The sequence below is a fragment of the Carboxylicivirga agarovorans genome (genome assembly GCF_050589845.1).
In the GTDB taxonomy this organism is placed as follows: Bacteria; Bacteroidota; Bacteroidia; order Bacteroidales; family Marinilabiliaceae; genus Carboxylicivirga; species Carboxylicivirga agarovorans.
Map to the genome: position 1 here is coordinate 55,803 of NZ_JBNGPA010000022.1, position 26,778 is coordinate 82,580.

Sequence of the window (26,778 nt, forward strand, 5' to 3'; positions counted from 1 at the left end):
GATTCTCACTACACACTTATTATTAAGCCACTATAGCTTTACATACTGAAACAATCTGTGAAAATTCAAGCTATGCAAAAACCATTACCAGTCTTGTTGGGATGCCTTCTGTATTGTTGTTTGTCCTACACTTTACAAGCACAGGAACAGGCTCATTTTTTTGAAGAAACCTGGCAGGAAAAAACCTATAGCCTGCCATCAGTATTTACACCCAAGGAACTACTTACTTCAAACAGCAGTGATGCCACAGTATCCTTTGATATCAACTCTGTTATTAATAAAGTACTGCCCACTCATTTTGGTGTGAATACCACCTTTCGAAACGGCAGTGATCAGCTGGAGCGAACACATTTATATACCAATGCCGGCATCGGCTCCATGCGTTACCCGGCAGGTAGTGGTTCCAATATTTATTTTTACGATGGAAATACCCCCAGCGATACACGGGTCGAATTTACCCCTATAGACGGAACCAAAAGCACTACCATGACGCCCGAGTTGTTTGTGGAGTTTAAAAACAATGCCAATAGTGAAGCAACCGTGGTGGTAAATTATTTTTATGCCAGATACGGTATAACTGCTGAAGGAACCAGGCAGGCCCGCGTGCAACAGGCGGCGGATTACGCAGCGGGGTTTGTGCGCAAGCTGAATATAGACTTGAATGCCAATATCAAATACTGGGAAATTGGTAACGAATGCTACGGCAAGTGGGAAGAGGGATTTGATATTAATGGCGATGTGACAACCGGCCAGGAATACGGAGAAGACTTTTGTGTGTTTGCCGAAGCGATGAAAGCCGTTGACCCGACCATAAAGGTGGGTGCTGTGGTAACCCGTGAGGACGATGACTGGAATAGCGGCCTGTTGCCACAGGTACAGAATCATGCCGATTTCCTGGTGGTTCATAATTACTTTACCACTGTTAAAGATGCCACTGCCGAAAACATACTGGCCAGTGTACCACAGGTAGAAAGCGTGCATACCACTTTATACGATTGTGTTGAGAAATATACCGGTAAAGCACGTGACCATTTCCCGGTGGCAATGACCGAGTTTAACTCAAGGGGGCCTGTTAACTGCACCATGGTCAATGGCATATTTGTAACACGCGTACTGGCCGAAGCCATTAAAAATGGTTATGGCATGGTTGACCTGTGGGTATCGGAATGGAAGTGGAGTGAATCGGCACAGGAAAGTAAAGGTTTTCTGGCGAAGGAAGATCCTGATCAGGCGGATTTTACACCTCGTCAGAGTTATATTCCCTATCAGTTTTTCAACAGTCACTTTGGCGATCAGATGATCACCTCTGTATCAGATAATTCTGCTGTTCAGGTTTATGCCTCCACCTTTAGCAGTGGCGAGGTTGGACTGGTCATCATCAACAGTAATGCAGAGGCGAAAAATGTAAACATTGACCTTAGCTCACTGAATACAGATGATGCCGACATTTACTGGCATGAGTTTTATGCCGACAACTTTAATGAGGGCAATAAGAAATTCTATATTAACGGTCAGACAGGAACTACAACTGGTGGTGGCCCGGATAATTATGCCAGCATCGATCCTTATAAAGCCAATTATAGTTCAGGCAAAGTGTTTGAAGCGAAGAAACACAGTGTTAATTTTCTCGTTTTAAAAGCAAAAGAAATAAAACCGAAGCACAATGTATTAATGATTGCTGTGGACGATTTAAAACCCTTATTGAATTGCTATGGTCAAACACAGATCAAGACACCCAATATTGACAGACTGGCTCAGCAAGGTGTGGTCTTTACAAAGGCCTATTGCCAATGGGCTGTTTGTGGTCCTTCACGCGCCAGTATAATGAGTGGTTTAACACCTGATGGCACCGGTATCCGTAATTTGTCGTCACAAATGCGAACGGAGAATCCTGAAGTGGTCACTTTACCCGAATACTTTCTGACAAATGGCTATGTAACGGCGGGCTGTGGGAAAATTTATGACCCCCGTAATGTGGACAATTCACACGATTATTACAGCTGGAGTGTACCTTATATCCAGCCCAATGATTATACCTACCCGGCAGAATATGGGCCGTTTGTAAAAGGCACAAGCCACAGAGTTACACCCAATACAGCTACTGAACAAGGGCCCGAGGGTGTGGGAGATGATGGCTATACCGATGGACAGATCACTTTAGACGCCCTGAATAAACTCGATGATTTCAGTCAGGATGGCACTCCCTTCTTTTTGGCGGTAGGTTTTAAAAAACCGCATATCCCCTTTATTGCACCCAAACAATACTGGGATATGTATGAACGCTCATCCATTGATCTGGCGCAGTTTCAGAAAATGGCAACGGGTAGTCCCACCTTTGCCTACCACAGCCCTGAGCCACTCTCCTACGACGATATTCCCGACGAATGGACCCACAATGATCCAAGTCTGGGCGATGGCATACTAACACCCGATGATCAGCGTCAACTTTTGCATGGCTACTATGCCTGTGTATCATACATTGATGCCCAGGTGGGCCTATTATTGGATAAGCTGGAAGAGAAAAACATAGCTGACAATACGGTTGTTTTGCTCTTTGGTGATCACGGTTATCACCTGGGCGACCATAACCAATGGGGCAAGCACACACAGTTTGAACATTCGGTCAGAGCACCGCTGATCGTTTCTGCACCTGATGGATCAGTTGGGGTAAACGATGCTCCGGTTGAGTTTACTGATATCTATCCAACTCTTTGTGACTTAGCAGGACTGACAATACCTCAGGCTAAACTGCAAGGAACCAGCCTGGCCCCCGCCCTTCAGGGTGAAAGCCTTGAGAAGGATGTGGCTGTTTCAGAATACCGCTCTGATGGTAAGGCCAGCTACTCGTTCAGGACTGATCGCTATCGCCTTACCTTATGGATGAACAGCAGTAACGACCGGACCGATTTGACGGACTGGGATGAATCGCGCATTCATACCATTGAATTATATGATTATGATACTGACCCGCTTGAAACAACCAACCTGGCAGGTGATGCCGCTTATGCCTCTGTTGTGAGTGAATTGAAGGTCAAAGCTGCAGCCTGGTGGACTCAACAATATCAGTTTCTGACAGGCCAGCCGGGCGGGGAAGTTGGCATTCCCCATATTGAGCATTTTGAGGACTATCAAATAGATGAGGCCTTTGATGGCGATTACTTTCTTAACAGTGAATCACTGTGGGACCGCTTATGGAAAGGCAGTTTCTTAAATAGTTTTGCAGCTAAGGTGGTTGATGACAGTGCCAACGAAGGCAGCCAGGCGCTTGAGATCAGCTTTAACCCACTGTCTGTCAATGACGGAGGTAGTCTTGCCAAATTACGAACAGTTGATCTGAGCAGTTTTGATGGCAGTCATTATATTGTTTCTTACAGGGCCCGCACCGATTCAGAAGGGAATGGAAAGGTGAAGGTCGGGGCTAATATGCAAAGCAATGAATGGCACACCTTAACAAGTGAATATCACTATTATTTTGATACTGTATCATTGAGTAACAATCGCCTGTTTATCTATTTAAACAACCTCGAGCTGCCTGCCAATACTGACTACAAAATATATCTGGACGATTTAAAGATATCACACACAACAGTAACGATCTCCGACAATATTAATGATACGGTATCGCCCTTCTCTCTATATCCCAATCCGGCACAAGAAGTGCTTTACATCGAGACTGTTCAGCACATCGATATGCTGACTATTTTAAATACAAAGGGACAAATCGTTCTGACAACAGATGGTCATCAGAAATCAGTAGATATTTCTAACTTAGCTGGTGGTATCTATTTTATTGAGCTGACGGTTAACGGTCAAAAGATGGTCACTAAATTCATTAAAGTATAAGCAAATGGACTCAATACGCCTCCGGTTATTCTTAATCATTATCACACTCAGCTGCTTCAGCATACAATCTGACGCACAGGAAAAATACAATATCTTATGGCTAAGCTGTGAAGATATTGGCCCTGTTCTTGGGGCATATGGCACCAGTGGTATAGAAACCCCCAATATTGACAGGCTGGCCAATGAAGGCATTCTTTACAAGCAGGCTTATGCAACGGTTGGTGTTTGTGCTCCCAGCCGCGCATCTATCATAACGGGTATGTACCCTGTTAGTGTTGGCACACACAATATGCGCACAGGTAACCACTGGGGGTATAGCAAGCCTGAAGACGAGCAATACGAAAGGTGTATAAAGGTAAAAGATAAAAACGGACGTAACGTCCCACAATATTCGGTGGTGCCACCATCATTTGTGCGCTGCTTTAGCGAGTACCTGCGCGAAGCCGGTTATTACTGTACCAACAATGCCAAATGCGATTACCAGTTTAACTGCCCCATAACAGCCTGGGATGAAGTCGGTAATAATGCCCATTATAAGAACCGGGCTGATGGACAGTCATTCTTTGCAGTTTTCAATCACGGCGTTACTCACGAATCACAGATATGGAAACGACAGGATGAAGCCATAAGCGTTGACACCGCCCAGATCCATATTCCCGCTTATTATGCCGATATTCCGCTTGTAAGGCGCGATGTTGGCCGCAAGTACTCCAACATTGAGTTACTGGACCAACAAATTGGAGAATGGCTGCAAAAGCTGGAGGATGAGAACTTACTGGATAAGACGATCATCTTCTTCTGGAGCGACCATGGCGGGCCGCTGCTAAGACAAAAAAGGGCCGTTGGTAATTCAGGTTTACACGTACCTCTAATTGTCCGGTTCCCCGATAAACGAATGGCAGGAACAGTCGTTGATGATATTGTTTCACTCATGGATCTGGGTCCTACCGTCATGTCACTGGCAGGCTTAGAAACGCCTCAATACATGCATGGAAAGGCTTTTTTAGGTCAGTATAAATCGGACGAACCTCATCAATATGCCTTTGGCAGTGCAGACCGTTTTGACGAGCATACCCAAATGAGCAGATCAGTAATAGATGGACGTTATATATACATTCGTAATTACATGACCGATCAGCCATATACCTATCCTCTTTTCTACCGTGAACAAATTGAAATGACAAGCCAGCTGATACGCATGAATGATGCGGGTGAACTAGCAGGTGATGCCCGCTACATTTTTCAAAACAGTCTTCCCTATGAGGAGTTGTACGACCTGGAGACTGATCCTGATGAAGTGCACAACCTGGCCAATGACCCTGCCCATCAAACCAGGCTCAAAGAACTACGAAAGGCACTGTATCAATGGCAGTTATCGGTCAATGACAAAGGTTTTATCCCTGAGCATGACCTGGTAAACATGATGTGGCCTGGTGGCATACAGCCTGAAACTGAGCCTGTTGAATTTATCAGGCAAGGTAAAACCATTGAGCTAAAGTCTGCCACCACAGGTGCATCCATTGCCTATCAGCTCAATGACGCCATTGGATCTGATCAATGGCAACTATACTCACAACCACTAAAAGCTAAGAATGCGAAAATTGCAGCAAGGGCCGTGAGGATTGGTTATAAAACCTCACCAATAACTTTGAGTGAGTAAAGTTGTTTGGGAATTGATTTTCTTGTGTCGCCAGAGGTGCCTTGTTAAACACCTCACCTCTGTCCTTTCCTCCAGGAGAGGATGTGTGACCGTTTGAACTGATCAGCTTCTGTTAAGGGATGAGAAATGGCAGGTTCAGCAACTCCTTTTCGCCATAGCGAAAAGTTGGGATAACATCCTTCTTTAATTCTTCCCTTAGAATCCTGCGGCAAGTTTCTGGAAGTTCTTCGGTAAGTATTACTAATTGCTACCACTCACCTTCGGGACCGCTTCGTATTTTGTTCGGTAGCTGTTCGGTAATCCTTCGGTAACTGTTCGGTAATTGTTCGGCTACGCGCGTAAGCGAACAATTACCGAAGAAATACCGAACAAGCCCCGTATACGACCCGAAAAAGACCCGATTAAGGCTCAAACAGGCTCAAAAAATGATGTTTTCATGCACTTTTTAAGCATTTTGCAGGAAAAAGGCCGATTTCTCTAACGTGAATAGAGTTAATGCATTAAACATAAGGAGCACCAAAAGACCCTTATATGACTCGATATGTGATAGTTGTGATTTTTACCAAATTACAATGCATGCACTGTCATTGCAAAGCGCCTTTGATCGCAGTATGTTTGTTGAGAATTGAAAACGAACTCAAAATACAAGGATCATGGACTACAGGAAATTAAAGGTGATAGTGCTATTGAAAGCTTGGTATTAATTTATTGCCCTGAGTATACCTTGTTTACAACAAAATATCCCAAGGCATCGCTCTTCCCTTTTAGCCTGAGCTAAGGGGAAGTACCGTAACGTAGGTACGGGGATGGAGTTAAGCATCAGGTATTATTAAGCGTATTATAAATGCCAGGGGTGCAAATCCGCAATTGTCAGAGAGGAAAAAGAGGCTGTCCAAATTTATAGTTTCACGCTAAGGCCGCTAAGAATTACGCCAAGGCAACAAAGTATATGATATTATTTTTCAACACCTTGCGTGCTCTGCGTTTTTCTTCGTTCGCGTTCTTTGCGGGCAATATCCTACATTTTGGACATCCTCTTCTGTTCACCCTTCGTGTCTGGTCAATTGAGACAGGGTGCAGGTTGATGTTTGTGTATTTATAATGAAAAACCTTATCAATATACCAAGGTCTGGATACCATGAGCCGGTATTACCAGTTCGGTTTGCTGCTCTCCTATGATCATTTTATAGTTAATGGCTTCTTCTGTATCATTCATCACCACGGTGACTATACCGCCATCTGTGTTCAAGAACGATGTACTGTTGATATGGCTGCGGCTGGTAGTCGTGCTGATGCGCCTTGCTCCTGGTCGGATAAACTTGGAGAAATGACCGATGTAATAGTACGATGGTGTAAAGATCAACTCATTACTACGAGTATCGGCATGTACAGGTGCAAAGCAAAAATTACCAACATGGTTAGGTCCTCCGGTGTGATCCAACAAAATATTCCAGTCGGTCCATCCTGCCGTACCACAATTAAAGTCATTGATCATTGAGGTACCATAGCGCTCTGCATTTGACCAGCGCTCATATTCTGCTTCATCAAACGCTTCAATACAGCCTTCGGTGAACAGCAATTGCTTATCGGGGAATGATTCTTTTACATTACTCAGATTGCGCCACATTGATTGACCTCCGGCCCATCGCTCGTACCAGTGAAAACCGATTCCCCAGGCATATTTGGCGGCTTCAGGATCACCAAATATGGTGTTGGCACGGTGAGAGATCAGGTCGCGGTTATGGTCCCATACCACAATGTTTTTATCACCCAAACCTTCTTTTTCCAATGTAGGCCCCAGGTAGTTTTTCAGAAAATCACGCTCTTCTTCAGCTGTATACACACATGATTCCCATCTTTGCACTGCCATTGGCTCATTCTGGATCGTTAAACCCCATACAGGCATACCTTCAGCTTCATAGGCCTTGATAAACTTAGCATAGTAGCTGGCCCACGACTGGTAGTACTCAGGTAGTAATTTACCTCCCTGCAGCATGTGCTCACGACCTTTCATAAAGGCCGGCGGACTCCATGGGCTAACGTAAAACAATAATGGTTCTGAAGCCTGTGCCATGGCACGTTTGATCATGGGAATGCGTTCCTCTTTATCACGCTCAATGGAAAAGGTATTCAATTCTTTATCACCTTCTTCAATATAGGTATAACTTTTACTTGAGAAATCGCAGCTATGAATGGTTGTGCGCAGCAAAGTATAATCAATACCATTGGCACCATAATAGGCATCGATCAGTTGCTTTTGCTTGTCATCTGAAAGTTTATGGAATACTTCGGCTGAAGCATCGGTGATAGCGCCACCTATACCAATAAAAGTCTGGAATTGCTTCTCGGGATTAACAAAAACAGCTACTTCCCACTCCAGAGGTTGTCCGGCATTACCAAATTCAACTGTTCCTTTGTCTGCCAATCGCTCTGTTCCAGCTTTGGATGTTTCGTAAATATGGATGGCTTTATTCCCGGGATTGTAAGGTAAGTTTTTACTCACCGCCAGCTCTTCCGTTGACTGCCCGGGTGAGCAAGCTATTGCAAAAGCAGCCATTAATAACACAATGTTTAACTTCATAATTGGTGTTTTATATTTGTTTATTTTCAATTTCCAGCTGTCGAAATCTCACCTATATCAATAGTTCGATCTATTTGTTTTGAAGATCAGACCATTCAACTCTTCGACACCCTTTTAGTACAAAGTGGCTGTCGAAGAGTTGTGATCAATGCTTCATTAATTATTTTTTAATGATCTTTGTTGTTGCGCCATTAACAGACACAAAATAGATACCTTTTGGCAATTCTGATACGTTTATTGTTCCATTGGAAGCCACAACCTTTTTAAGCAAACTACCTGCAGTATTATAAATACTTACTGATGTTCCACTCTCCATATTACTAATGTTTAAAATATCGGTTACTGGGTTTGGATAGACTGAAAGTCTTTCGGCTTTAGCTTCAGTAATGGCTGTTGCCGATTTTAAATTTGGCCCCATAACATCATCAATATAGTATGAGTTTAAATCGCCGTCGCCACCAGCCGGATAAATGAATACATGCTTATACTCGGCATCTTTTAATCCTGTAAATACATATGTTAAGGTCTGCCATGTATCCACTTCGGTAACATCCTGCCATATTTCAGCCTTGTTTGGCGCATTATCAGAGTCTCTATCATCAGCAATTTTTAACAAGAAGCCTTTGGTTGCAGGTGAATAAGCTTTAATACTAAAAGCTGCTTTACCATCAATAATCTCAATAGACTCGCTTAGTTCAAAATGAATTCTGTCCCAATTACCCCAACCACTAGCTGTTGGTTTTACAAATTCAAATACCTGATTGGTACCTCCTGCAGGATTATCTATAATATTAAATACCGGTGCAGGATCACCCATGGTCTCCACAACTGTACAAACACTTGTTCCATCAAAATCATTCAGCATATTTACTGGTACAGGATCTGGTAAAACAGCTGAGCCATTTGCAGCTCCGGCAATATCATCAACGTAATATATTGAGGTACCATCATCACCAAAATTAGTAAAGATGGACAATCCTTCATAATGACCGTATACTACCGGTTTATCGGCATTGGGCCAGCCATTTGCAGCACCTGTAAAGTCAAGTGTTATGGTCTGCCAACCAATGGCTCCATCTGTAGTAAACTCCATTTCGATAGGGTATCCACCATTTTTATCTTTACTGATCTGAAATAAGCCTTTCATGACAACTGCCTCAGATGTATAAATTTCAAAAGTAAAGGTTTTGTTAGCCGTTGTCATATCGATATATGTATCAAGATCAATATCGATGCGACTGTTCCATTGATCTGTTCCTCCTACAATTTTTCCAACATTATCTGTTGCATCGGTAGGGCTGACAGCCAGGCTATAAACAGATCCACCATCGCCAACAAAAGCATCGTCAGCAACATCTTCAAAATCAATAGGTAAACTTTGAGCCATTGTCATACCAATGGACATCATTAAAATTGCAAAACATGTAAAAATTCTTTTCATGATTTTTGTATTAAAGGATTATTAACTGGTTTGTATTCCACGTTTGGAATGGATTATTCACAAAAACTAATTACAATTCTAACTTTTGATTATTACCTTAATTGAACCTTACCTCACTGCACCTATCTTTCTCAATTAGCTGTCAAAGCATGCTAATTTGTTTCAAAAAGTATCAAGCAAAAGCCTGGTTGAAGTGGTATTATATGTGCATATTGAGAAGCTAAAAATGGTTGTTAAACCGTTTTAACTTGCTTGTATTATCTATCCATAATTGTTTCTTTATTTTTAAGTGCATTGGTCCATTTACAACTTTGCATAGCGCTTATCATTAGCACTTCACTGCCAAGCTGTATCTTAAATTCTCCCTCTTCAAGCACCCAGTCTCCATCCAGATTTACAAATGCAAGATCTGAGGCTTTGATTTTTATTTGAACCGTCCTGGTTTCGCCTGGCTGTAGTTCTACCTTCTCAAATCCCTTTAAACGTCTGTTATCAGGTGTAATAGAAGCATATAAATCAGATGCGAACAGTAATACTGTTTCTTTACCAGCCCTTTGTCCTGTGTTTGTAATATCCACAGAGAATGTTAAACTGTCTGATGGGCTGAAACTGGGTTTATCGACTTTAAGCTTACTATAGGCAAAAGTTGTATAACTCAGTCCATGCCCAAAGTCGTATTGTAAATCTTTTACTGCACCATAGTTATAAGCCCCTTGCATATCGGTTCTGTTTTCTGCCGGTTTATAATCGTAATTCATCAATGAATTTGGATACTTAGGGTAGGTATAGGGCAGTTTCCCGGATGGGTTAGTGATACCAAACAAAATATCAGCTGTTACCTCTCCTCCAAATGTACCAGGCAAATAAGTCTGTACTACAGCATTGACCAATGGTTCAATATCAGAAATGCTACGTGGGCGACCCTCATTTAAAACCAGTACGACAGGCTTTCCTGTTTTAGCTAATTCCTTAACCAGGTTTCGTTGGTTTTCGGATAGTGACAGGTCATTTAAGTCACCCGGCTTCTCCGTGTAGGTATTCTCTCCAAGGCAAGCGATAATGACATCGGCGTTTTGTGCTGCATTTACTGCTTCAGCTATGTTAGTTGTTTCCTCTTTCCAATAAGCATTTTTTCGATAAGATACCCCAGGGGCATAAACCACCTTGGAAGCATGTGCTTTGATAGATGTTAAGAATGTATTTTTATTATCGATAAAACGTTCCACTCCATCTCCTTGCCATGATAGTGTCCAGCCCCCCTGCAGTGTGCGTAAAGAATGTGCATTGGGTCCTGTAAGCAAAATACGTTGTTCAGGAGAAAGAGGAAGTATATTATTGTCATTCTTTAATAGTGTTATTGATTCCTCTGCTGTTTCCCGTGCTATAACTTTGTGTTCTTCGCTGGCAAAATTTGTATACCGAGTATGGTCAAACACTGGTTTTTCAAATAAACCTAAACGGTATTTCAGGCGTAATATACGACGCACCGCATCGTTTAAGCGGTCCATGGATATTTCACCTTCATCAACCAATTCGACCAAATAATCAGTGTAACAAACATCATATGGTACCATTGCCACATCAATTCCTGCATTAAAAGCTATTTTGATCGCTTCCTTATCGTTTTTTGCAATACGATCACGTTCATACAGGTTATTAATATCCTGCCAATCGGTCACAACCACCCCATCAAAATTCAGGTCTTGCTTCAACATTTGCGTGATCAGATTATAACTGGCATGTACTGATTCTCCATTCACAATGCCTGAATTGACCATAACGGTAAGTGCACCTTCTTCAACGGCTCTCACAAAAGGCTCATAGTGCTTTTCAATCAATTCCTGTAATGGAATATTGGCTGGTGTTCTGTCTTTACCATTAACAGGTGAACCATAGCCCAGGTAATGTTTCAGGCAGGCTGCCACATGATGCTGTCCTATTGTATCTTTATTACTACCCTGGTAACCTTTGATCACTTCTTCTCCCATTTCAGAAACCAGAAAGACATCCTCACCAAAGGTCTCCCATATTCTCGGCCATGCAGCATTTCTTCCCAGATCAAGTACTGGAGAAAAGTTCCAGGGCAGATTTGATGCTCGTGTTTCGTATGCCGTCATTTCAGCACCTTTTCGCACTAACTCTCTGTTAAAAGTAGCCGCCTGACCTATTTGCTGCGGTAAGAATGTGGCTTTTTGTGTGTAGGTTGTTCCGTGGATCGCATCAATGCCATAAATAACAGGTATGCCAGTTGATTCAATGGCAACTTCCTGAATGTGACTTACCACCTTGTGCCATTCTTCAATGGTAAAGGGAGTATTTGATGCCGTATTGAGAATTGAACCTGCCTTTCGGTTCACCAATACATCCGTTAACATCACTTTGTCTAACTTAAATGGAAAGTGACTGGAATATACGTTCTCCCCTTCTCCAATTACATCAAGCGTAAACTGGGCGGTCTGCCCTACTTTTTCTTCAAGGGTCATTTGTGCCATTAAGGCCTCTATCTCCATTTCATATGGAGCATTTATCTTCTCCTGCTGGCAGGAAATTAAGAAGCCACTGAGGCCAATTACCGCAGCTATGATGATTACTTTGTTCATTTTTATATTATTCTGAGAAAGTTGACCGGAACCTGATTATATATCAGGCTCCTACAACTACTTATTTCATAAAGCCAATTCTTGTTTATTAAGTCAGGATGGTTTGGTTCAGGCCGAATTTGTTTATTGGTTTTAATTAAGCGAAATGGTAATAACTGCACTTCTGGACATCTGACCTCTGCTATCTATAGCCTCAACGTACCAGCTCAGCATCCCCGCATTCATGTTAGCGGTGTGAGATGTTCCTGATATGTCTCCCCGCAGTAATTCAAATGCAGAAGCTGAACCCTGCTTAGCATACAGGTCATAAGTAATACTTCCCTCACCTTCGCTTGAAGCATTCCAACTGAAAGTAAGATTACCGGCAGCCTGGTCACTTTGCGGAGCAATCAGTATTGGGCGTGATGGTAGCACACCACTCTCTCCTTCACCCATTGTAGCAAATGAAACAATCTCACTTTTTGTGCTTGATGTACCATCATGTGCTTCAACTTGCCAGTAATATTTAGTCGATAAGGATAAATTATTAGAAGGTGAATAACGTGAATTCTCTAAATTCTCCTTTTCAATGTTCAGGTCACTCTCTGTTGTTCCCAACCATAAAGTGTAGGTAAGTACATCCTCCTCCGGGTCGCTTGCGTCCCACGAGAATATTGGCCTTAAAGATTCACAAGTTTCTCCGTCGGCTGGTAATAAGTTGACTGGCTGATCAGGTGCCATATTAGGATCTTCAGATTTACTGCAGCCCATTAGCACCATTATGATACCGAATATATAAATGTGTTTTCGCATAACTTCTTTGTTTAATAAGCCTATCGAAGGATAAATCTGATGGTTTCTATTATACTATCGCTGCTTACTTTCAATACATAAACACCTTTCTTAAGATGATTAATTTGTACAGTCATTGAGCCACTGGCCGTTTTTCTCTGTTCCGATAAAATATGCTGTCCATTGATGGAGTATATGTCCAAAGTATATGCCTGTTCTTCAGCATGGGTCGGACAAGTGATATTCAAAACCCCATCACTTACGGGATTGGGAAAAATATCAACTGCATTAATCGTAAATGATAACTGAGCATCTTCAGAACATTGATTACTATCCATCACCGAGGCTGTATATGTTCCTGATGCCAGATTCTTAAGTGTTAATGCAGAAGACTGACTGACGTAGGTTTGTCCGTTTAAGATGATGCTATATGGCGCTTCTCCTCCTTCAATGGTAAAAGATACTTTGCTGCCCGACACCATGGCTTTACTATAAAGAGCCTGCGCCTCATTCAATATCACCTTATGATGGCTGTGGTAATTATTAACCGATGTGACCATCAGCTCATATTCTCCGGCAGACAGATCCGTAATTGTATAAGCATTATTCTGACTAACCGGGTGAATCTGACCATTATTTATTACAACATCTACCGGTGCAAGCTTACTTATTATGGTAATGCTCCCATCTGCCAGTTGATGACATGATGGAGCAACATAGGACAGTTGAAAATTATCAGCTGAAAAAATCTCATCAGGATCATCAGAGATCACCTCTCCAACCTGTTTAAACTCAAACCAGTTAAGATTATGTTCCTGTTGTTCTACTTTAAATCGCAACACGTAATTTCCCTTATTCAGCAAAACAGAAGGTCCGTTCTGCGTTTGCCATGTTGCCCAACCTCCTGTACTGCTTAAACTAACTGTAGCAAGTTTTTCAAAGCTTACACCATTATCACTGCTTAACCACATGGACAGCCTTGGTGCATTATTTTCTGATGCAACACGCATGCTTAGGTCATAATAGGCCGTATTTTGAATACTAACCAGGTAATCCAAAAAATAACCATCACGGGCATACGATGAATTTTGTCCTCCTCCAACATCAGAAGTATTTTCAAAGGTAAAGCCATGGTTATAATGAAAGGCTTCTGCTTCAATCTTACCCGGTATGGCATGGCGCAATGGTAAATTATTTTGTATCGCCAAATTAGAAAAGGAAGCCAATTCTTCTGCGCCTGATTTAACACTGCTTCCATTATAGCTTAAGTGCATGACATCAAAAAAGGTAAAGGCTGAAGCCGTGGTCAAAATCAATACTTTTGAGTTTTCGGGGTGAAGCCCGACAGCGGTTAATGGAAAATCAGCACCATTTTCATCAGATAATCCAAAGTCACTGATTTGCAAAGTATTTACTGACGTTACCTCTTTATTAAGTGTCAGATAAACTTTGGATCCATACTCATCAGAGCTGGCAGAGAAAGCTTTAAACCCAACACTACTTACCGGCTGAGGATCAACAAATTCGAAATAATTAAGATTGGCACCTCCCTGCTCTAAATAAAATACGATTTTCACCTCTCCGACAGGTAAGATAATATCCTTAAAGGTCGTTGTTGTCCAGCTTTCATAGCCTCCTGTTGATGGTAACTCCAATATTGATGCTGCATCAATGTCATTGACCATTAATTTAACTTTTGCCTTATTACCTGCATGGCGAATATTAAGGGTATATGCTTGCTCTGTAGCCTCGGTATTGCTAACAGTGTATTGTAACCATTCATCATCAGCTGTCCATCCAACATTATAGGGAGCCCCTGCCAATGAACCATCCTGATTGACATCAGAACAGTGCTGAATATCGACACCATCACTTCGGTATGCCCAACCTGTGTTCCAGTCGGTATAATCAGTTACCAGGCTTAGATTGGCAGTATCTGTATCCCAATACGCATAACCATTACGTCCCATATCATAGTCGGCAAACCATGTTTTATCACCAATTTCATGCTTTTTGTACGGCTTTGTATCATAGCTATGTGGCTGACGAAGCATGGCATCAAGGACATCGTACATGACACGTATGTTTTCTATTTTATGATTGTTTGCCCAATCGGTCACTGCATCAATGGCAGCTTGTCCTGTAACATCATCTGATGTTTCACTGCTTCTCCAACCATCGATCAGCTTTTTATATGATTCAGGCTCCTCAACAAACATCACATTGTTAATGCCATTCTTTTTAACAGGCCACCATGACCAGCCAATATCCTTGCTTTCACAAAGTTGAATCAGATGTGTATACCACACATTGGAATTTTCACCACTTTCGCCTAACCAAAGTGGCACATTGTGTTGTTCACTTTTTGCGATGATCCAATCGAGTGAATTGGCATCTACATTGTTCCAGTACTTATGAAAACTGATTACCAGGTTATCATCCCACAAAGGATCAGGAAGTCCGTCATAATTATTCGCCCAATCGTTCCCTTCTAAAAAGATGATGTGATCATCTCCCGTTGAGCGGATCGCATCGGTACATTCTTTGAGCAAACTCCACAACATCTCATTACCATTATCTTTTAGTTCGCTCCAGTTTGTTTCATTCAACAGGTCGTACCCTCCAATCCAGGACTCGTCTTTATAACGTTCTGCCAGCTTTTTCCATAAGGCAACCATTTTATGTCGGTTATTAACATCTTCCCATAAAGATGGTTTGCCGGCATCGTAGTCACTAATATCAGCATTACGTCCCTGTCCGCCCGGTGCCGCATGTAAATCCAATATCAGGTACATATTGTTTGCTTCACACCAACTTAAGACATCATCTACACGGTCGAAACCACTTTGATGCCATGTGTAGGTCTTATTATTAAGGTCAGCAGCACTTTCTTCTTCAATTGGTGGTGTAAACTGGTTATAATGCATAGCCAGTCGCAAGCTATTAAAACCCCATTTGGCCATAGAATCTACATCAGCTTTTGTCATGTGATTATCCCACCACAGTTCGAAGAATTCATCTGTAGCGGTCTCTCCTATCACTTCGATCAACTTATTCCGAAACTCATGCTGCGTACCTGCTACGCCAGCTGTTTTCATCATGTACCCTTCCATCAGCACCCAGTTACCGGTTCCAATACCTCGCAGAATAACCTTATTACCCTGATCATCCTTAATTAGGCGGCCATCGGTGGTGAGTGTCTGGGCATTGACGACAGCTATGCTAAACACCATTATTATTAAAAAGAGTATCTGTTTCATCATGTTTTTTTTAGTCGACAGCAATAATTGCTTCAAGCAATTAGCCCATTCAATTATTACTTAAATTGGAATTAAGGAGGTAAACAGGCACCTACCTCCTTAGCTATTCTGATACTTTATTATGGCTTTTTAATTCCCGGATACTCTTTCTTTAAAACGATATCATCAACGTAAATAACGCCGCTAGTTCCTTTACCATGACTAAACATCACCCATAAATGTCTGATATCATTGGCATCAATTTTACTGTGAGAGAAATCCCTGGAAGAGAAGTCAAATGACAGATCAACCCAGGTATCGGTAGATGTAATGGTGTGTTCAACCTCAACTCTCCCATCCCAGTCATCGATCGTTGTCAAACCAACCTTTAATAAACGCTCGTTTTCAGGCATATTAAAGTTGTAGTCAGTACCTCCGATATTGACAGTACTTCCCTCAAGGTAGACGCGCAAAGCCACTTCACTGAACTCACTTGAAAAATCGAGGAAGTCACTTGATATTCCATAACGGGCTTCTGTCCACCAGCCGCCTGTTTTCCCCATCAGCAACACATTACTTCCACCGAATGAGTAGGGATTGGTATCAGGATTGTAATCATTAAGAAGTTTGGTGTCACCATTACCTTCACCCCATGCACCGGCAAAAACATTGCTATCAAAATCATTAAAAACAATGCTTTGTTTTTGTATGTCGCCATTTTCAATTGTCACTGTAGCTTCAGCACTCAAGATGGCTTCCTGAACCGCAGCCTCAAACTTCACTTTATAATTTCCGGCATCAAGATAACGCACTGTAATATCAGTATCTGTTGTATTAACCCAAACTCCATCACCAAAGTCCCAACGACTATTGGTAAACACAGTTGACGCATCAGCATTTATTTGTAACTGTCTTAAATTCTCTTCTCCGGCAACACCAGGTGTTGAAACATCAGTTACAACAATAAGATCATCTGCCTGGACGTTGATCTCATCAAAGGTTTCAACATTCACCCTGTTCCCATAAACGGCTGTTACTTTGGGCTCATAAGTTCCGTTCTCTGTATAAATGAATACACCAGACTCCTGACGCACTGTGGTTCCGTTACCAAAATCCCACTCGATGTAGCTCAAACCAGGAGTATTATTCTCAAACGCATAGCTATTGGCAATTCCAATCTCATCAGACACATTTGTAAAGGTCACATCAAGGTCGATAAGATTCTCACTCCAGTCTTTTGGATTTTTTTCGTCTTCACAAGCGACTGTCAATGTTAACAGTGCAATTGCGATAGTATATATTATTTTTTTCATTTTCATTACGTTTTAGAATGCATTCTTTATTCGAAACAACCAGGTATCTTTTGAATTAATTCTATATCATCAACCATAATTACACCTGTTCCGTCACGACCAGCACCACGGTCATTGTCCCATGCGTGTGTAAACATTACCCAAATGCTTTCAACCTTTGCAGGGTCAATCTGATCAAATGAACTGTCTGAAAAATCAAACTCCACATCAATCCACTGATCCAGTTCACTTACTTTAATATTGCGTTCAATCTCCTGTCGTCCTGAGCCATCATTTAAACCGATCTTAAGGTTTAAGTACGACTCCGGAATATTAAAATCAAAATTTCCTTCAGGAACCTCGAAAGTACTTGGGATATAGAAACGCATGGCCACTTTACGCCACATACCGGCATGTGAAAAATCAAATACCTCTGTGTCGAAATCATAAGCGACTTCAGTCCACCAGCCACCTGCTTTACCTATCAGAAGCACATTGTTTTCCCCGGGAAACTTATACGGATTTGAATCAACATGGTAGTCTTTAAATAGCTGAACATCATTCGGATGCTTCTGGATCCATGAGCCTGCATATGCTGCATCATCGTCGAAGTTATCCATCATAACCCGCTTAGGAACGGCACACTCAAGTACCTCACTGGCAGTTATGGATTCCGCTACTTTAGCCAGTTCACCGTCGTAAGTATATGCGTTAAAAGTGATATCGTATGTTCCGGGGTTGATATAGTAAACCGTGTCTTTATCACGCTTACTGGTTTCACCATTGCCAAAATCCCATGTAATAAACTGAATAGCATTATCAGCTTCACCACCGGCACCGCGAACATATTCAACTTCATAGATCTGTGCCGCTAATTCTGTCACACTGATCTCGATCTGATCAGCCAGCTCTTTTAATCTTTCAGGATCTTGTTTTTTATAGTCATCTACTGCACCTACTTCTGTCGGCTCACAATTCCATAAACCTACAGCCATGATGAACAGTAATAGTTGTGATATATATTTCATCTCATTAAATTTTAATTTTCAAAAAATATTCGATGCAACTCGCCATGGTGTTTTACCTCTGTAAGGTGCCATCTTCAAAGCTCGTTTCATAGTCATTTCATTTTAATTGCCTAGTAACCTGCATTTTGCTTTAAAGGCTTAGAGCTGGAGCTTGAAAGTTGGATCTGAACATCGGCAATTGGCCAAACGCCTCGTGTTGCCTTGTCAAATGTTACATCAAAAGGAGCTTCGTAATTATTTGATATTGCGGCATCGGCCACATCAATACCCCGACGTAATAAATCCCAGTAACGCAGGCCTTCGCCAAAGAACTCTTTTCTGCGTTCTTCAAAGATCCTGTCAGCACTTACAGGAGGGTGTGTCGAGAAGCCGGCGCGTGCTCGTACCTCCTCATAATAACTCTGTGCACTTCGTGTAAAAGTTCCTCCTTTTAACGATAATTCAGCTGCCATTAACAATACATCGGCATAACGTACAACAGTTCGTCCATCAGGATGTCCGCTAAAAGCAGGATCGTCAACAAATCGGCTCAAAGGTGTGTATTTTTTAAAATAATAGCCTGTATGCTGATAACTGTTACTATACTCATTTTCGCCGACCTCGCTATTGGCATCTAATATGGTAGCATTACGTCTTACATCAGCGGGTTCGAAGATGCTGTAAACATCAGGGTGAATGGTTCCAAACCCCCATCCAGCTGCATAGGTTGATGTATTGGAAAGGTCCCTTAGTCCGTAAAACTGTACATCTCCCCTGCTTGCTCCTTTACCATTGTATGAATATGGAATCTGGTAAACATGTTCCTTGCTGTAATATGCTTCATCTGAACCTGAAACCAACCACAGATCAGCAAAATTATCAACTAATCCATAGTGCTTATCTTCGATAATATTATCAAGCAATGAACTTATTGTATTCAGTGTTACACCAGGCATTTCGGTTTGTGAATAAAAGCCTGTGTAGAACAAATAAACACGGGCCAACATGGCTTGAGCAGCATATTTTGTCACACGGCCCTCTTCGCCTTCAACCGTTTCAGGTAAATCTTCGATGGCTGCCAGGTAGTCGCTGGCAATTTGCTCATATACCTCATCGGGATGAGCCTGACCTACATCAGCATCAGCCAAAGTAATTGGTTCAGTGATCAATGGAATATTTTCATACATACGTACTAAATTCGAATAGATATAAGCACGAATAAACTTAAGCTCAGCCATTATCCTTGCCTTCTCAGTCTCATCTTCGAACGTGATATCCGGGATTTTCTGCATCGCTACATTTGTACGATAAATACCTACATAGCCTCTCCACCAGAATTGATCGTGTTGCCAGTCTGTGGCCAGCATTTTATGTTTCTCGAAACGTCTGATATCAGTTCCGTCGGAAGAACTTCCCCCGCCGGTAAACATATCGTCGGAACACATGTTAAGAAAAAATTCAAACTCATTGGTCCCGCCTTTATCGTCGGTTGTAGCATTATAAGCAGCATAAAGGGCAGCATAAGCATCTTCCTCGGTTTGATAGAAGTTGTCTTCTGTGGTGGCCGTGTGATTATCAACCTCCAGATAATCGTCACATGCAGTAGCTCCTAAAATAAGCAGAGCCATTGTTATATGTAATATATATTTCTTCATGATCAGTATACTTTTTGTATCTATTTGAAAATGTGATTCAAACATCTGTTTCAATTAAAACCTTAAATTCATACCAACAGTAAAAGTTCTGGCCTGAGGGTATGTACCAGTATCAACTCCTGAATTGATGGTACCTGAACCAAACTCCACATCAACACCTGGATAATCGGTAAAGGTGTAAAGGTTCTGAGCAGCTACATACAGCTTTAAGTGTTCTATTTTTAAACGTGAAAGTGCGGTTTTACTGAAAGTATAGCCCAATTGTACGTTCTTAACGCGTAAATAGTCAGCATCAACAACATACCTGTCTGAGAAACGGCTATAGTTTTTGTTAGGGTCTTCAATTGAAGCACGTGGCTCACTGTTAGTTGAGTTTTCTCCGGTCCAACGGTTCAGCATGGTTTCCGGCAGATTTGTTAATCCTGCATCTAAGCGACGTGACAAATTCGCAATCTGGTGCCCTCCTGCGCCTTGCATGAACACTGAAACATCAAAGCCCTTCCAATCGGCAAACAATGATAAACCATAGAAATACACAGGATTAGAGTTACCCAGGTTTATCTTATCATTGTCATCTAAGATACCATCACCATTTTGGTCAATAAAACGCACATCACCCGGCTGTGCATCAGGCAACATTTTTACAATATCGCCATTCTCATTAACAGAAACCGGCATATTATCAATATCTGTCTGATTTTGGAATAAACCATCTGTTTCGTATCCCCAAAAGTAGCCTAATGGTTCACCTTCTTCAGCTCTGGTAACCATTCCATAGGTTTGAACAGTGGCTCCACCCAATACCTTCTCATCATTGCCGATATAAGTAACTTCGTTATCATTAAATGAGATATTAGCATTTACACCCCAGTTAAATGAAGCTGATTTATTATTGTAACCAAACTCAAATTCATAACCACGGTTGCGGACCTCAGCGGCATTATCAATGGGTGAATTACTACCATAGTGTCCCGGAATTTTAACCGCCAGAAGCAAATCTTTCGTTAACTTATTGTAATAGTCAAATGTAAAGGTGATTTTACTATCAAAGAAATGCGCATCTAAACCAATATCGGTTTGTTCGGATGTTTCCCAACGAATATCAGGTGTTGGAATGGTATTAGGTGCCAGGCCCTGCATTGACGTTCCGCTTGTAAGCGGGTTTCCGATAACATAAGCACCTGCATCTGAAATGTTTGATACATAAACAAAGTTACCGATGTGATTACTACCATTTTGTCCCCAACTTGCTCTTAGTTTAATGAAATTGGTAAAACCTTTAAGTGAGGCGGCAAAATTTTCATTGGTCAGTACCCATCCACCTGAGAGAGAAGGAAAGTAACCATACTTATTATCTGGTCCGAATCGTGATGAACCATCGGCCCTGAATGTAGCAGAAAAGAAGTACTTTTCATTAAAATCGTAATTAACCCGGGAAAAGAACGATACTAAACGGTTAGGAATTCCTTTACCACCGCTTGAGTTACGGGTTTCTTTATCGCTAATGGTATTATCAATGTAAGCGTAGTCTTCACCTTTAGGTGTTTTAGTTATATCAACACCACTTCCCCAAAGGCTGTGAGATGTTTCTTCTAAAATTGTACTACCTGCAACAGCATTAATACTGTGCTTGTTAAGGTCCAGATCATAGGTAATGACATTTTCCCAGTTGTGATTAAAGTAACGCGTCATACTTTTTTGTACATCGTCGACCAGGTTATAATCAGACGGGCTTAGTTTGTAAACCGGGTTATAGTCTTCCCAGGTAACATAAGCCAGGTCGATACCATATGAACTTTTGAATTTCAGGTTCTTTAAAAAGCTGTATTCAACAAACATATTACCCACAAACTTGTCTGTTCGGGTTTGCGAATGCAAATACTCCATTTTACCAACAGGATTGGTAATACCCTGACTTACGTATTCTGATACGCCATACTCACCATTTTCATCACGCACAGGTGTCAGAGGATCTAAGTTATAGGCAGATGCCAGAGGACCGCCGTAGATATTGTTAACAGAAATTCCACTACTTTCAATATTTGAGTAATACAATGAAGTACCTGTGCGTAACTTATCGTTGTGGCTCTTTGTTTCTGCATTTACCCGAGCTGTAATACGGCTGTAGTTTGAATTATCAGGAGCAACCAGACCCTCCTGACCAAAATAAGATATACCACTTGAGATCTTTGCTTTCTCTGTACCGCCGTTTAGGGTCACGCTATGGTTCATCATAGGCGCATTCTTATTGTAGATCTCATCTTGCCAGTCGGTATTGGCACGACGATTAAAATCCATTGGTCTGACCCCGTCATTTAACTGAGCTTCATTGTAAAAAAGCACATATTGGTCAGCATCCATCAGTGATAATTTACGCTCCGGATTCTGAATACTGTGGTAACCGTCATACGACACCGTGAAGGTCTGTGCTTTACCTTTTTTAGTTGTGATCAATACAACACCATTGGCACCACGTGCACCATAGATAGATGAAGATGCCGCATCTTTTAGTATTTCCATACTGGCAATATCACCAGGGTTCAAATAATCGATACCACCCACAGGCAGTCCGTCTACAATATATAGCGGGTCAGAATTCCCATTGGTACCTGCACCACGGATGCGTACCGACATTCCAGCCCCTGGCTGTGCAGAACTGCTGGTTACAGTAACTCCGGCTGTACGTCCCTGTAATGCCTGCTCAACTCTGAGGTTCTGAGTTTTTTCGATATCCTTTTCCCCTACGGATGATATAGCTGCTGTTAATGAGCTTTTCTTTCGCGTACCATAACCAACCGCAATTACTTCATCAAGTCCGATACTGCCTGACACCATTACTATATTAAGGCCACCTGAAGTGTTAGTATTTGTAATTTTAATTTCCTGAGTCTCCAAACCAATAAATGAGAATACCAACACATCATCAACAGAAACATTGTCAATAACATAGTTGCCATCCATATCGGAAATCACCCCCTTTTGCGTACCTTTTATGAGTATATTAACTCCGGGTACGCCACTACCAGTATCATCAGTAACCTTTCCGGATACAGATAAAGACTGAGCAAACATGCCTGTTACATTACACAATAGCAATGCAACTAATAATAGTTTTAATCTTTTCATAGTAACTTTACTTTTTAACAGATTTAGTCCCTTTCATGACTCGTTAGTTTTTGATTTGTATGTGATGAATGTAAAACTATGATATAGGAAGCAGGCGACACAAAAAAGACCATAGACACATGGTAGACAGACCAGATCAGGTATGGATATTCTATAGACAGGGATTTGTTAAGCACTGTTAATCAGCACCTATAGAAGCATAAACTTTTTTAAAGGTCATTATCTCCATACTGTCATCAGAAGTCACTTAACTAAAGCGGATATAGTTTCTTGTTCTGATTAATAGGCGATCATCTACTCAAAATTGAACTAAAAAACGAAGAACATCTTTACCTGAATAAGCTCGTCAGCGAATTGTTGTGAGATAGTATATTTCCTGCCAAACAGATAAAATGAAGGCAAGGGATTGAAGATTGAAGCCTCTTATTTAAATCATATTATGAAGCTTAAGCTAACTACCTTAAAACTATTACTGGTTATAAGCATGAGTCAGCTAACTTTTCGTGGTGTGGTATTGGTCTATAACTCTCTGATGAACTTATACAAGTTTTGAGAATGTTCTAACTTCAACTTCTTTCTTAAACGGTAACGAGCGGTATCTACGCTACTGGGTGAGATATTCAGAAATTTAGCTATTTCGTTTGTATTGGCATTAATTCGAATAAATGATATTAAACGAATATCATTAGGAGTCAGTTCTTCATATTGCGCAGAAACTTTCTGAATAAAATCCTGATGATCTTCTGAAAAAAGCTTATAAAACAGAAACTCTTTTTTCTCCTGGTTTATCTCCTGATCAATTTTATTGACCCAGCGTGAGGCCGCGCTGTTTTTCATTTGAGCCAAGGCTTCTCTGACGTCCACTAAAAATGCATTTTTGTGCCTGATAATTTCAGTAAACTGTAATAACTGTTTCTTTTGTGCCTGTACCTGCTCTGCCGCCGAACGTTTCTGATCATATTTATGTTTTAACCTTAGCTTTTGGTATTTGGCATATTGCACGCCTATTAAGATGAAAGCCAGAATAATAACAATTATTATTCCAATACGAAGATAGTAATAGCCAATGCCTTTTATTGTAATGGGCAATATTGTTTTTCTTTCTATCGTACCATTATAACGGCACTCCAATTCAAATGAGTAATCTCTAGGTTTTAAGTCCCCATAGGCTACTTGATTATTTGATAAGGACCATTCTGACCACTCTTTATTATAAGGCAAAAGCCGGTAGCGATATTCAATATTGTTTTTTTTGTCGCTGGCAAAAGAAAGGGTTACTGTTTTAAAATCCCGACTCTCAAGTGTCAAAGTTTCCTTCGTATATGGATAATATAACGTTTTGGGCTTATGAATCTCTGAATAAGTAATTTCAATTTCTGAAATAACAGGATCTTTTAATGCCTGATAGTTATATTTAAGATTGAGGGGTAATACCCTAACACCTTTATCCGTGCCGATATAAAGAAATTTATCATATATTTTCAAACATTCGAACTGCTCAACTATATCATTATTGACCTCACTTAAGAGCTTATTGTGAACAACAATTGAACCATTGGCCAGTTCCTCAATCATCCGTAGTTCGTTATCCTGAATGTAAATTGCAATATTGTTATCGACAGAAACTTCCAGGGCGATTATATTGCCACCCTTAACACTCTGGGTTAAAATCCTTTGAGTTTCTACAAAATGCCCCTCCTTAAATTCATAAAGCGCATTGCCATCATAAAACAACAAGCCATAATCTGTATCAAAAACATCTTTCATTTTCGTATCTCGCACAACACATGAATCATTATACACATGTATACTGCGAACAATTGAATCGCTGGTGCTACCATACACCCAAATGCAACGATTGGAACTATCATAACTAAGTTTAGGGTTTCCCCATAGCCATAGGTTTTGTTTTTCCACAAAACCGGTTCCGACCTGTTGCATCCACAATATTCCGGTATAGGCTGAAAATATAAAATTGTTTGAATCACCAAATTGGGCAACATCCATCACTCCCGTATTATTATACATGAGCTGCGCAGTAGCCTTATTAATTTTAATCAATCCATTATTATGACATGCAAAAACACCTGCTGAAGACTTATTTAATCCCCAAACCTGCCCTTGAGTGCCCTGAACAAGAGCAAAGTCACCAGATTGCTCATTAGAGTATAGTCCCTTGTTGGTTGCAACGTATGTTTTATCATCATCTAACAGAATATCATATGTTGCTCCCTTACTAATGATAGATTTTAATAAACTCTCCTTATTAATTTTGGCAATGCCGTAGTCGAGGCCAGCCCATAAATTACCATTATTATCAATAGCCAGCGACAGAACAGTATTATCCAACAATCCATGTTGGTGTTGTATCTTTCTTTGAATATGAGCCCCTTCATTATCTGATTTTACAGGGATAATACCGTCTAAAATAGAGCCGAGGTAAAAGGTCTTTTCATCATAATGAGTTGCAGAAAAACAGCTTGATTGTTCGGGTATACTCACTTTTCTAATTTTACTACCATCGTAAGCAAACACCTCTCCATTCAACATGACTATATAAAGATGATTATCATGTTCAAACAGCACCCTTACTTCCTGGTTATGAGCCTGCTCAAAAGGAGAAACAAAAGTAAATCCTTCGGAATCCAAAGTACCTAACCCTTTATCTGCAGTGGTAGTCCAAACTTTGCCCTGCCACTTTCCTAATCCTGAAACTCTCTGTGGAAATGTATATTGTGCCAGGCTTTTGGTTTTATGGTTGTATATTTTAATCGTACTATTTGCCTGATAGTAAACATTATCACCATTTACCTCAATATTCCAGACTCCACCATCAATGTCTGCCAGATAATTGTAACTTAACTGACCTGTTTCATCAATGTCAAAGTAACCAATTTCATCTCCCCCACACCAAATTTTATTATTGTGAATACATAATGCCCTTAATGATTTACCTGAAGGTAATTCATTTAATATCCATTGCCCATATACATAACGAAGTAAACCCTTACTATTCGCAATATAAACAACGTTATTAGCATCAACCTCTATATCCCAATTCTGCCTTCCGGCCCGGTACTCATTCTTGTCAAAAGATGTAATATCAGGAACATATGAATATTCAAGAGCATGTGTAAAGCTTGCCACACACAGAAATAGAGTAATTAATAGGTTGTTTTTTAAATTCATAACAATAGAAACACAGCAATTTACAGACCTGGTGATCCCCTTGCAATCAGATTATGCATTCTGTTACAAATGTAAGTATTAATTTCTTTTTTTTATTTCTATTAAATTATGTTGGATATAATCTCTTCAGTTGCACCTTGGTCAGGTGGAGGGAAAATAGCATACCAGGCATTAAACACCTCAGCTCACACGATAGCTATCTTTGGTCAGTCCTTTATAAAAGGATGTGCCTGCAAGGCACCGAGGGTTTTAGTGTTCGAAAAGAAGTTTTATAAACGTATAGATCTATGCATCATGTAAATCAGCTCTCCTCCTTACAAAAAGGCTGTATGTTTGTAATAAGAAACACATAAGCCTCTATTGTGTCGTAAATT

At 40.9% G+C, this 26,778-nt stretch carries 12 protein-coding genes; 2 read left to right on the top strand and 10 right to left on the bottom strand.

What is annotated here, in order from left to right:
* Positions 1-72: 72 nt before the first annotated feature.
* Together ACRD69_RS18020 and ACRD69_RS18025 are read left to right on the top strand one after the other, a co-directional pair.
* Complete coding sequence (locus ACRD69_RS18020) at positions 73-3,843, top strand: sulfatase-like hydrolase/transferase (RefSeq protein ID WP_430816523.1); 3,771 nt, start codon at positions 73-75, stop codon at positions 3,841-3,843.
* Between the two features lie 4 nt (positions 3,844-3,847).
* Complete coding sequence (locus ACRD69_RS18025; RefSeq protein ID WP_430816524.1) at positions 3,848-5,503, top strand: sulfatase family protein; 1,656 nt, start codon at positions 3,848-3,850, stop codon at positions 5,501-5,503.
* A gap of 1,114 nt (positions 5,504-6,617) precedes the next feature.
* Here ACRD69_RS18025 and ACRD69_RS18030 read toward each other — a convergent pair.
* The 10 genes from ACRD69_RS18030 to ACRD69_RS18075 all read right to left on the bottom strand — a co-directional run bounded on the left by ACRD69_RS18030 (position 6,618) and on the right by ACRD69_RS18075 (position 26,404).
* Entirely contained in the window at positions 6,618-8,084 is a 1,467-nt protein-coding gene (locus ACRD69_RS18030; RefSeq protein ID WP_430816525.1) for a glycoside hydrolase family 30 protein, read from the bottom strand.
* A 160-nt stretch (positions 8,085-8,244) separates the two neighbouring features.
* Entirely contained in the window at positions 8,245-9,525 is a 1,281-nt protein-coding gene (locus ACRD69_RS18035; RefSeq protein ID WP_430816526.1) for a T9SS type A sorting domain-containing protein, read from the bottom strand.
* A 257-nt stretch (positions 9,526-9,782) separates the two neighbouring features.
* Positions 9,783-12,125 carry a glycoside hydrolase family 3 N-terminal domain-containing protein gene (locus tag ACRD69_RS18040; protein WP_430816527.1) on the bottom strand — a complete coding sequence of 781 codons (2,343 nt, stop codon included), beginning with the start codon at positions 12,123-12,125 and terminating at the stop codon, positions 9,783-9,785.
* Positions 12,126-12,257: 132 nt separating this feature from the next.
* Positions 12,258-12,917 carry a fibronectin type III domain-containing protein gene (locus tag ACRD69_RS18045; RefSeq protein WP_430816528.1) on the bottom strand — a complete coding sequence of 220 codons (660 nt, stop codon included), beginning with the start codon at positions 12,915-12,917 and terminating at the stop codon, positions 12,258-12,260.
* Positions 12,918-12,937: 20 nt separating this feature from the next.
* Positions 12,938-16,156: a cellulase family glycosylhydrolase gene (locus ACRD69_RS18050; protein WP_430816529.1), complete on the bottom strand. Its 3,219-nt coding sequence runs from the start codon at positions 16,154-16,156 to the stop codon at positions 12,938-12,940.
* Positions 16,157-16,275: 119 nt separating this feature from the next.
* A complete protein-coding gene (locus ACRD69_RS18055) occupies positions 16,276-17,448 on the bottom strand; it encodes a PKD domain-containing protein (RefSeq protein WP_430816530.1) in 1,173 nt (390 codons plus the stop codon).
* 26 nt (positions 17,449-17,474) lie between these two features.
* Positions 17,475-18,455, bottom strand: a complete 981-nt coding sequence (locus ACRD69_RS18060; protein WP_430816531.1) for a hypothetical protein — start codon at positions 18,453-18,455, stop codon at positions 17,475-17,477.
* A gap of 110 nt (positions 18,456-18,565) precedes the next feature.
* Positions 18,566-20,089 carry a RagB/SusD family nutrient uptake outer membrane protein gene (locus tag ACRD69_RS18065; protein ID WP_430816532.1) on the bottom strand — a complete coding sequence of 508 codons (1,524 nt, stop codon included), beginning with the start codon at positions 20,087-20,089 and terminating at the stop codon, positions 18,566-18,568.
* A gap of 54 nt (positions 20,090-20,143) precedes the next feature.
* Positions 20,144-23,215, bottom strand: a complete 3,072-nt coding sequence (locus ACRD69_RS18070) for a SusC/RagA family TonB-linked outer membrane protein (RefSeq protein ID WP_430816533.1) — start codon at positions 23,213-23,215, stop codon at positions 20,144-20,146.
* A gap of 519 nt (positions 23,216-23,734) precedes the next feature.
* The gene (locus ACRD69_RS18075; protein ID WP_430816534.1) at positions 23,735-26,404 is read right to left on the bottom strand and encodes a helix-turn-helix and ligand-binding sensor domain-containing protein; all 2,670 of its coding nucleotides are present in this window, start codon (positions 26,402-26,404) and stop codon (positions 23,735-23,737) included.
* Positions 26,405-26,778: the final 374 nt, after the last annotated feature.